The following is a 7,719-nucleotide window of genomic DNA, read 5'->3' as shown; positions in this document are numbered from 1 at the left end:
TCGACGAAACGGCGCTGTCCCCGCTGCGCATCGTGAAGGCGGTGGGCAGCGTCGCCGCTCCACCGGCCGCCGAACCGATGCGGCTGGTCCAGGCCGGATTGCCCGAGCGTTGCTGCCACGCCACCTTGCTGCCGCCACTTCCCGAACTGGCGACCGAGGTGACGATCACCGCCCCCGCCCCGTCGATGTCGAGCGGCTGGGCGACCTGCCGTGCCGCCTCGAACAGCACTCCGACCTCGTCACCGCGCTGGACGGTCATTCCCTGGCGCAGCCGCTTGAACTGGGTGGCGATCTTCGCCGTCTCGCTGGCGGCCCGCGCAATCTTGCCGACCGCCGAAACATGCTGGCCGAAATCCACGGCGGCAACGAGCAGCAGAATGAATGCCAAAGCGATTCCCGCCACTTCGATGGTGACGAGTCCGCTGCGGTCTCGGGCGAGGCGGCCCGGCAGATGGCCCATGCTCCCCTCCTTCCTGAAGCTAGAAGGGTTCGTTACGGACGACGACGCGGGATTCGTAATGATAGGTCGGGTCGTCCAGCAGGCTGGCGGCAAGGCTGGTCAAGGGCGTCCCGGTGTATTGCACGAGATAGGCGACCGTCTGGCCGCTCGTCCCGGCGCCGGCGGCCCCACGGTCGACGTCCCAGGTTCCGTTGCCATTGACATCGGTGAATGGCTCCCCCGGATCCCACTGTCCGTTGCCGTTGATGTCGCTGTACGGTTCCGGCTTGCCGACGCTGCCGGCATCCTGGTAGGCGAGCAGGCTGACGGTGAGCTTCGCCGGGTCGACGAACCCGGAGGTCGCGCTGACGATGATCCCCCGAAGCTGCTGGTCGCGCGTCGTGCCGGCCGGCGGCGGCGCACCGGTCAGCCCGGCGCGTGCCGCCTCGCGCGTGCCGATGTCCAGCGCCACCCGCACCGCCAGCATGACGCTCACCTCGATGACGATCACCGCGATCAGCAGGACGATCGGCGCACCGATGGCGAACTCCACCATGGTGACACCCGCCGCGTCCTCGGCCAGGGATCTTCTGCGCAGCATGGCGTCCGTCCTCAGCTGCCGCCCGCCGTCACCGCACGGGCAAGGGCGGCATGGCGGTCGGACTGCCCGTCGAGCGACCGCAGCATGGCGTAATAGGCGAGGTTCTCCTTCACCGCTTCGGGACCGAGATCCATTTTCGCGACCTCCGCCGCGGCATCCATCCGGCCGGCCATGCCGAGCGCCAGGGCGAGATTCTGCCGGATGCGCGGCTGTCCGGCGGAGCGTTCGGTGCTCAGTTCCTGGAACTGGGAGATGGCCTGGTCCTTGTCGCCGGCCAGCAGGAGCGACAGCGCGAGATTGTTGCGGGCGCCCCGGTTGCCGGGCTGCAGCGCCAGCACCTGCCGATAGAGGATACGGGCCTCCTCGGGTCGTCCCATCAGGTCGAGCGCGACGCCCTTGCCGTTGAGGGCCGCGGCATGCTGCGGCGCTTTGGCGAGCGCGCCGTCGAAGGCGGCCAGGGCGTCGGCCGGCAGGTTGCGGGCAAGATCGACGCGGCCGATGCCGACCTGCGCGTCCGGGTTGCCGGCATCGAGCCGCAGCGCCGCCTGATAGGCGGCAATCGCCTCGTCGAAGGCACGCCCTTCGTAAAGCGCATCGCCGAGACCGAGCAGCGGCAGGGGCGAGGTCGGATTCGCCGCGACGATCTGGCGGTAGAGAGCGATTGCCGCCTGATTGTCGCCGCCGTTGCGCGTGGCCTCGGCGATGCGCAGGCCGGTCGCCAGTTCCGGCGATGGCTTCGACGACGCCATGCCGGCCAGCTGGCCGAGCCCGGAGGGGTGCGAGCAGCCGCCCGCCAGCAGCGGAAGGGCGAGCAGAATGGCGAAATGCCTGGAGACGGAACGCATGCTCGTCAGAGCCCCTTCATGATGTCGATGAATGCCGGGCCGGCCACGACGATGAGGACGGCCGGCATGATGAGGACCATCAGTGGCAGGCTGATCAGCGCCGGAATGCGCGCAGCCCGCTCCTCCAGCGCCAGAATGCGGGCGTTGCGCTCTTCCCTGGCCAGCGTGCGCAGCGCCTGGGTCAGCGGCGTCCCATAGCGTTGCGCCTGGAGCAGCGTGACCACGAGGCTGCGGATCGCCGGCACGTTCGTGCGCTCCACCAGATTGTCGAGCGCGTCGCGGCGGTCGGAGAGCAGCTGCATCTCGTTCGCCGTCACCGCGAGTTCGTCGGCAAGATCGGGGAAGAAGCGGGCGATTTCCCGCCCTACCCGCTGGATCGAAACATCCAGGCCATAACCGGCGTTGGCGCAGATGATGAGGAGGTCCAGCGCATCGGGCAGCGCCGCCTCGATGGCGGCGCGCCTTGTCCGGCCCCGCCGCTGGAGCACGGCCTCCGGCACCAGCCCGCCGACGAAGCCGGAGAAGCCTGTCGCGGCCAGCGCCATCATTGGTGCGGCGTCCGTCCGCAGGACCAGTTGCACGGTCACGGCGAGCAGCGCGCCCACCGCGAAGCAGAGCAGTTTCGCCGCGACGAAGAGCGCCACGCTCTCCTTCCCGCGAAGGCCGGCCCCGCGAATGCCGGCTCGGACGAGCAGCCGCCGTATGTCCTCCTGATCCTTCCTCCCGACCAGCGGCAGACGGGCGGACAGCCGCGTGATCCGACGCAGCAGTGCGATGACGGACTCGCGCAGCGGCTTGCCCGTCGGAGCCGTGGCACCCCGGTCCGGTATCCTGCGCTCCGATGCCTGCCGGACGACACCGAGAAGACGGGCGCGAAAACGATCCCGTTCGCGGTCGACGAAGGCGGCGAGCACCAGCAGGGTGGCCACCAGGACCAGCCCGCCGGACAGAGCCAGACACTGCGCTGCGGAGAAAGCGGTCATTCCGGACTCCGGGTCATGCGGGCGATCACGAGCAGGCCAAGGCCGAGCGCAACGCTGGCGGCCAGCAGCATGCGGTTGCCGGTCGGGTCGTCGATCAGTTTCCGCGCATAGGCCGGGTTGAGGACGAACAACCCGAATCCGGCGACGAAGGGGATGGCGGCGACGATCTTGGCGGAAACACGCCCCTCCGCGGTCAGCGCCCGCTGCTTGCGCCGCAAATCCTTGCGCCGCCGCAGGATGTCGCTGAGATTCTGCAGCGTCTCGGCCAGCTGACCGCCGGTCTCCCTCTGGATCATCAGGCAGATGACGAAGAAATCGAAGTCGGGCAGGCTGATGCGCTCGGCGGCGCGGTCCAGCGCCTCCTTGAGGTCGATGCCGATGGCCACGGCGTCGGACAGGCGCTTGAACTCGCCGCGCACCGGCTCCTGCACCTCCTGCCCGACCAGCGTCATTGCGGCGGTCACCGGAATGCCGGCGCGCACGCTGCGCACGATCAGGTCGATGGCATCGGGCAGCCCTTCCAGGAACGCGCGGCGGCGCCGGGCGGCGAGGCTGTGCAAGGTCATCCGCCCGCCAACCGGAGCCGCCGCGACGGCCAGCGCCAGAGCGACCAGGACGGAAATCGTGAAGACCTGGGTCAGCAGCAGGAACCCCGCGACGGCGACACCCAGCGCGACCGCGACCGCCACCGACAGGGACCGCTGTCCACCGGCCGCCGCAATGCGGCGTTCCAAACGTTCCGACCGGGGAATGCCGCGGCGCCACCATGGGACGAGCTTCCCGGTCCGCACCTCGTCCCGGGCCGCGCTCAATGCCTGGCGCTCCCGCCACATCTGAGGCGCGTCGCCGATGACCGCCGCCAGCCGCTTCTGCCGCCGCGCCGCCATGCCGTGGCCGGACAGGCCGCGCAGCAGCACAAGCGCGACGAGCATGCCCATCCCCAGCAGCAGCAGTCCGATGGCGAAGAACGGCGAAGACCCGGTCATGACCGTCACCTCATCGCGGCGAGCAGGGTGTCTTCCAGGCCGTAATAGGCGGCTCGGGTGCTGAAGTGCGGCCGCACCCCGCTGGTCTCGAAGCGGCCGGTCACCGCCTCGCCGCCGCCGCCCTGCACGAAGGTGAAGAGTTCCTGCGTGGTGATGACGTCGCCTTCCATGCCGACCACCTCCACCACCTGCTGGATGCGGCGCACGCCGTCGCGCATGCGTTCGACCTGCACGATCAGGTTCACCGCGCTGGCGATCTGGGCACGGATCGTCTGGATCGGCAGGTTGCCGTTGGCCATCATCACCATGCTTTCCAGGCGGCTGAGCGCATCGCGCGGGCGGTTCGCGTGGATCGTCGACATCGACCCGTCATGGCCGGTGTTCATCGCCTGGAGCAGGTCGAACGCCTCTCCGCCGCGCACCTCGCCGATGATGATACGGTCGGGCCGCATGCGCAGCGCGTTCTTGACGAGGTCGCGCTGCGTGATCTCGCCGGTGCCCTCGATGCTGGCCGGGCGGGTCTCCAGCCGGACGATATGCGGCTGCTGGAGCTGCAGTTCGGCCGCGTCCTCGATGGTGACGATGCGTTCGGCGGGGTCGATGACACGGGACAGCGCGTTGAGCAGAGTCGTCTTGCCGCTGCCGGTGCCGCCCGAGATCAGCACATTCAGCCGGCAGGCGGTGGCGACCTCCAGCATGCGGCCGAGCGGCGCGGACAGGTTCCCCTGCAGAACCATGTCGGCGACGGCGACGCGCCGGCGGTTGAATTTCCGGATGGAGATGCTGGGACCATCAAGGGCCAGCGGCGGCAGGATGACGTTGACGCGGCTGCCGTCCTGCAGCCGGGCATCGACCATCGGACTCGACTCGTCCACCCGCCGCCCCACCGAACTGGCGATGCGCTGGGCGACGTTGATGACATGGGCGTCGTCGCGGAACCGCAGGCCGGTCAGCTCCAGCTTGCCCCGGCGTTCGACGTAAATCTGGTTGCAGCCGTTCACCAGGATGTCGGTCACCCCGTCGTCGGCGAGCAGCGGTTCGATGGGGCCGATGCCCAGCATGTCGTCGAGAAGCATGTCGATCACCCGATCCTGGTCGAAGGCGCTGATCGGAATGCGCTCCGCGGAGCAGATGTCGCCGACCATCCCGGTCAGCTCCCGGCGCAGGGAGTCGCGCCCGGCCATGCCGGCGACCGGGTTCTGCAGCTTTTCCAGCACACGCTCGCGGATGCGCGGGAAGACGTCGGCGCTGCGGGAATCCTCCACCGCGATGCGGTTGGCGGGGATGCGCGCCGGGGCGCAGGGGGGCGCCCCCGGCGGAATCAATCCGTCCAGCTGATGGGACAGGAGATCCGGAACGGCTTCGGCGATCTTGCGTCCGAACATGGGGTCAACTCCAGAACATGCGCTTGAAGGAATTCGGGATCATCGGCCGCTTGCCCGACAGGTCGTTGGAGACGTCGAGCAGCGTGTCGGTGATCGCGCCATGCTCGGTCGCCAGCGGAATGCCGCCATTCTCGGCGGCGAGCGCCTTGCGGTCGAAGGGGATCTCGTAATCGATGCGCCGGCCGATCGCCTTCTCGAACTCGTCGCGCGAGACGATGCCCTTCGTTGGGGGACAGCGGTGGTTGAGGATGACCAGCGCGCGCTTGCCGATGTCGTCGCGCCCGGTCATCCGCAGGATGCGCACCGTCTCCCGCACCGACGGCAGCGTGGAGTCGGCGACGACGATGCGGACATGGGCGAGGCTGAGGAAATGCTGGTAGAGCGGTCCGTAGCGCCGCGGCACGTCCAGCATGACGTAGTGGAAGCGCTGGGTCAGCAAGGTGGCGATCTGCTGGATCGCCGAAGGGGCGAGCGGCGGCTCGTCCTCCAGCTCCTCCTGTCCGGTGAGCAGGAACAGCCGCTCGCTGCATTGCTGCATGATGCGGTCGAGGAACAGGTCGTCGACGCGGTCGATGCTCTGCAGGGCTTCGGACAGCCCGCCGCCGGGATCGACGCCCAGCATCAGCGACAGGCTGCTCGCCTGCAGGTCGAGGTCGACCAGCGCAACCTTGCGCCCGGACCGGTGGGACAGCAGCCAGGCGAGGTTGACCAGCAGGGTGGACCCCCCCACCCCGCCCCGCGCGCCGGTGACGGCGATCACCTTGCCGGTGCGGCTGCGCGGCTTAACCGCGGTCGGGCCGGAGCGCATGGCGATGGTCCGCCGCAGCAACTCCGTGGTGATCGGCTTGGCGACATAGTCGGCGACGCCTGCGTTCATCAGATCGCGGAACAGACCGATGTCGTTGCTCTCGCCCAGAACGATGACCGTCACGCTCGGCTCGCAGACGTCGGCCAGGGCTTCGACGTCGGACATCGGCATGGCGGAGTCGCTGATGTCGACGACCAGCAGCTTGGGCGACGGCGAGGCGCGCAGATGGCCGATGGCGTCCTGGACCGACCCGCGGCGGACGACCGTGAAGGTCATCACCTCCTCGTCCACCAGATCGCGGATGGTCCGCTCGGTGTCCGGATCGGTGACGAAGGCGACCAGTTCCGGGTTGCGGGAGCCGGCGGTGTCGGCGGTTGCGCGGGCGAAGATCGACATCGGCCCCCTCCTACTGCGGCGAGGTGCCGGTCAGCACCGTGCTGGAGGCTTTCAGCGGCGTGACCTTGTTGGTCTTGTAGCGGTCGACCGCCGCTTCCTCTGCCGCTCCATCGGCCGGTCCCATCCGGCGCGGCGCCACGAGGTCGCCGGGATCGGCCAGCATGGCGGCCAGATTGTTGGCGTTGGCGCAGCCGAAATTGCTGGATGGCCGGAAGCTGTTGTCGTCGATCACGGTGCGGTGCCAGTCCGGGCAGCGCGGCGGAACGGCGGCATAGAGTTCCGCGGTCACGGCGATGCCGCGGACCGGCACGGAATCGCCGCGCGGCTGAAAGCCGACGGTGATGTTCGAGGGATCGACGCCGAAGCCGGCAAGCGTGCGGATCACCGGGATCGCCTGGCTCTGCTCGGCGTCGGCGGGCAGCAAGATGGTCACGCGGGTCCGTCGCGGCTCCCCCAGCTCCTCGACCAGCCGGCGCAGTTGCGCCGTATCGGCGGTGGCCAGCCGGTTGCGGGTTGCCGGCAACCGGGCGCTACGTTCGGCACGCAGGACCGTCACCTCGCGGGGCGTGTCGGCCGGCGTCCACAACGCCTCGACCGGTGTGCAGGCGCCGGCCAGCAGCGTCAGCGCCAGAAGGGCGGCTTGCCGAAGCGGACAGCGTGGTATTGGGCGATGCGGGAAATGGTCGTTCATGGCCCGTCTCCTCAGTAGATGAAGCCTGCGGCGCCATTCAGCCGGGCACCGCCGGGGCCGACCGGACCTCCCGGTCCGGGGGCAGGGCTTTCCTTGGCAAGGCGGCGGGCGAACAGACGTTCCAGTTCGCTGGTCGGCCGCAGACCGTCCAGCGGGGTTTGCAGCGCACCGGGCCCCGCCGGGTTGACGAGATAGGGGGTGACGATCACCACCAGCTCGCTCTCGTTCTTGCGGAAGCGGGTGGAGGAGAACAGCGGACCGAGCACCGGCAGGTCGCCGAGCAGCGGGAATTTGGTGACCGCGTCGCGGATGTTGTTCTGCAGCAGGCCGGCGATGGCGAAGCTTTCCCCGCTGCCCAGCTCCACGGTCGTCTCCACCCGGCGCACCGAAAGGCCGGGGATCTGGATGGAGCCGATGGTGACGGCCCCGGCTTCCGACAGCTCGCTGACCTCCGGGCGGACGGACAGGCTGATGCGGTCGGGCGACAGCACCGTCGGCGTGAAGTTCAGACCGATGCCGAACTGCTTGAAGACGACGGAGACACGGTTGTTCTCCTCGGCGACCGGAATGGGAAACTCGCCGCCG

General features: G+C 69.2%; 9 protein-coding genes. All 9 read right to left on the bottom strand.

Annotation, left to right across the window (positions count from 1 at the left end):
* Nucleotides 1-460, bottom strand: a 460-nt coding sequence (locus I71_RS14445; RefSeq protein ID WP_042695548.1) for a TadE/TadG family type IV pilus assembly protein, incomplete at its 3' end; no start/stop codon positions are given.
* A 19-nt stretch (nt 461-479) separates the two neighbouring features.
* Nucleotides 480-1,040, bottom strand: coding sequence for a TadE/TadG family type IV pilus assembly protein (locus tag I71_RS14440; RefSeq protein ID WP_042695547.1), 561 nt, complete (start codon nt 1,038-1,040; stop codon nt 480-482).
* Between the two features lie 11 nt (nt 1,041-1,051).
* Nucleotides 1,052-1,885 (bottom strand): tetratricopeptide repeat protein, encoded by an 834-nt coding sequence (locus tag I71_RS14435; RefSeq protein WP_042695546.1) that lies wholly within the window; start codon nt 1,883-1,885, stop codon nt 1,052-1,054.
* A 5-nt stretch (nt 1,886-1,890) separates the two neighbouring features.
* The gene (locus I71_RS14430; protein WP_042695545.1) at nt 1,891-2,868 is read right to left on the bottom strand and encodes a type II secretion system F family protein; all 978 of its coding nucleotides are present in this window, start codon (nt 2,866-2,868) and stop codon (nt 1,891-1,893) included.
* Nucleotides 2,865-3,854, bottom strand: a complete 990-nt coding sequence (locus tag I71_RS14425) for a type II secretion system F family protein (protein ID WP_148294242.1) — start codon at nt 3,852-3,854, stop codon at nt 2,865-2,867. Before I71_RS14425 ends, I71_RS14430 begins: the two co-directional genes overlap by 4 nt.
* Before the next feature lie 5 nt (nt 3,855-3,859).
* Nucleotides 3,860-5,239 carry a CpaF family protein gene (locus I71_RS14420; RefSeq protein ID WP_083897160.1) on the bottom strand — a complete coding sequence of 460 codons (1,380 nt, stop codon included), beginning with the start codon at nt 5,237-5,239 and terminating at the stop codon, nt 3,860-3,862.
* Between the two features lie 4 nt (nt 5,240-5,243).
* A complete protein-coding gene (locus I71_RS14415; protein ID WP_049976117.1) occupies nt 5,244-6,443 on the bottom strand; it encodes a CpaE family protein in 1,200 nt (399 codons plus the stop codon).
* A gap of 10 nt (nt 6,444-6,453) precedes the next feature.
* Nucleotides 6,454-7,134 (bottom strand): CpaD family pilus assembly lipoprotein, encoded by a 681-nt coding sequence (locus I71_RS14410; protein ID WP_042695544.1) that lies wholly within the window; start codon nt 7,132-7,134, stop codon nt 6,454-6,456.
* Between the two features lie 11 nt (nt 7,135-7,145).
* On the bottom strand, nt 7,146-7,719 hold a 574-nt coding region (locus I71_RS14405), incomplete at its 5' end, for a hypothetical protein (protein ID WP_042695543.1).

It is taken from the genome of Azospirillum sp. B506 (assembly GCF_000333595.1).
GTDB lineage: Bacteria > Pseudomonadota > Alphaproteobacteria > Azospirillales > Azospirillaceae > Azospirillum.
The sequence above is the reverse complement of the archived record's forward strand: the minus strand, read 5'-3'. Positions and strand labels throughout refer to the sequence as shown.

What these genes read in the sequence shown, in the direction of transcription:
- I71_RS14435 (WP_042695546.1), bottom strand. Translation starts at nt 1,885, where the DNA reads ATGCGTTCCGTCTCCAGGCATTTCGCCATTCTGCTCGCCCTTCCGCTG.
- I71_RS14430 (WP_042695545.1), bottom strand. Translation starts at nt 2,868, where the DNA reads ATGACCGCTTTCTCCGCAGCGCAGTGTCTGGCTCTGTCCGGCGGGCTG.
- I71_RS14420 (WP_083897160.1), bottom strand. Translation starts at nt 5,239, where the DNA reads ATGTTCGGACGCAAGATCGCCGAAGCCGTTCCGGATCTCCTGTCCCAT.
- I71_RS14440 (WP_042695547.1), bottom strand. Translation starts at nt 1,040, where the DNA reads ATGCTGCGCAGAAGATCCCTGGCCGAGGACGCGGCGGGTGTCACCATG.
- I71_RS14410 (WP_042695544.1), bottom strand. Translation starts at nt 7,134, where the DNA reads ATGAACGACCATTTCCCGCATCGCCCAATACCACGCTGTCCGCTTCGG.
- I71_RS14415 (WP_049976117.1), bottom strand. Translation starts at nt 6,443, where the DNA reads ATGTCGATCTTCGCCCGCGCAACCGCCGACACCGCCGGCTCCCGCAAC.
- I71_RS14425 (WP_148294242.1), bottom strand. Translation starts at nt 3,854, where the DNA reads ATGACCGGGTCTTCGCCGTTCTTCGCCATCGGACTGCTGCTGCTGGGG.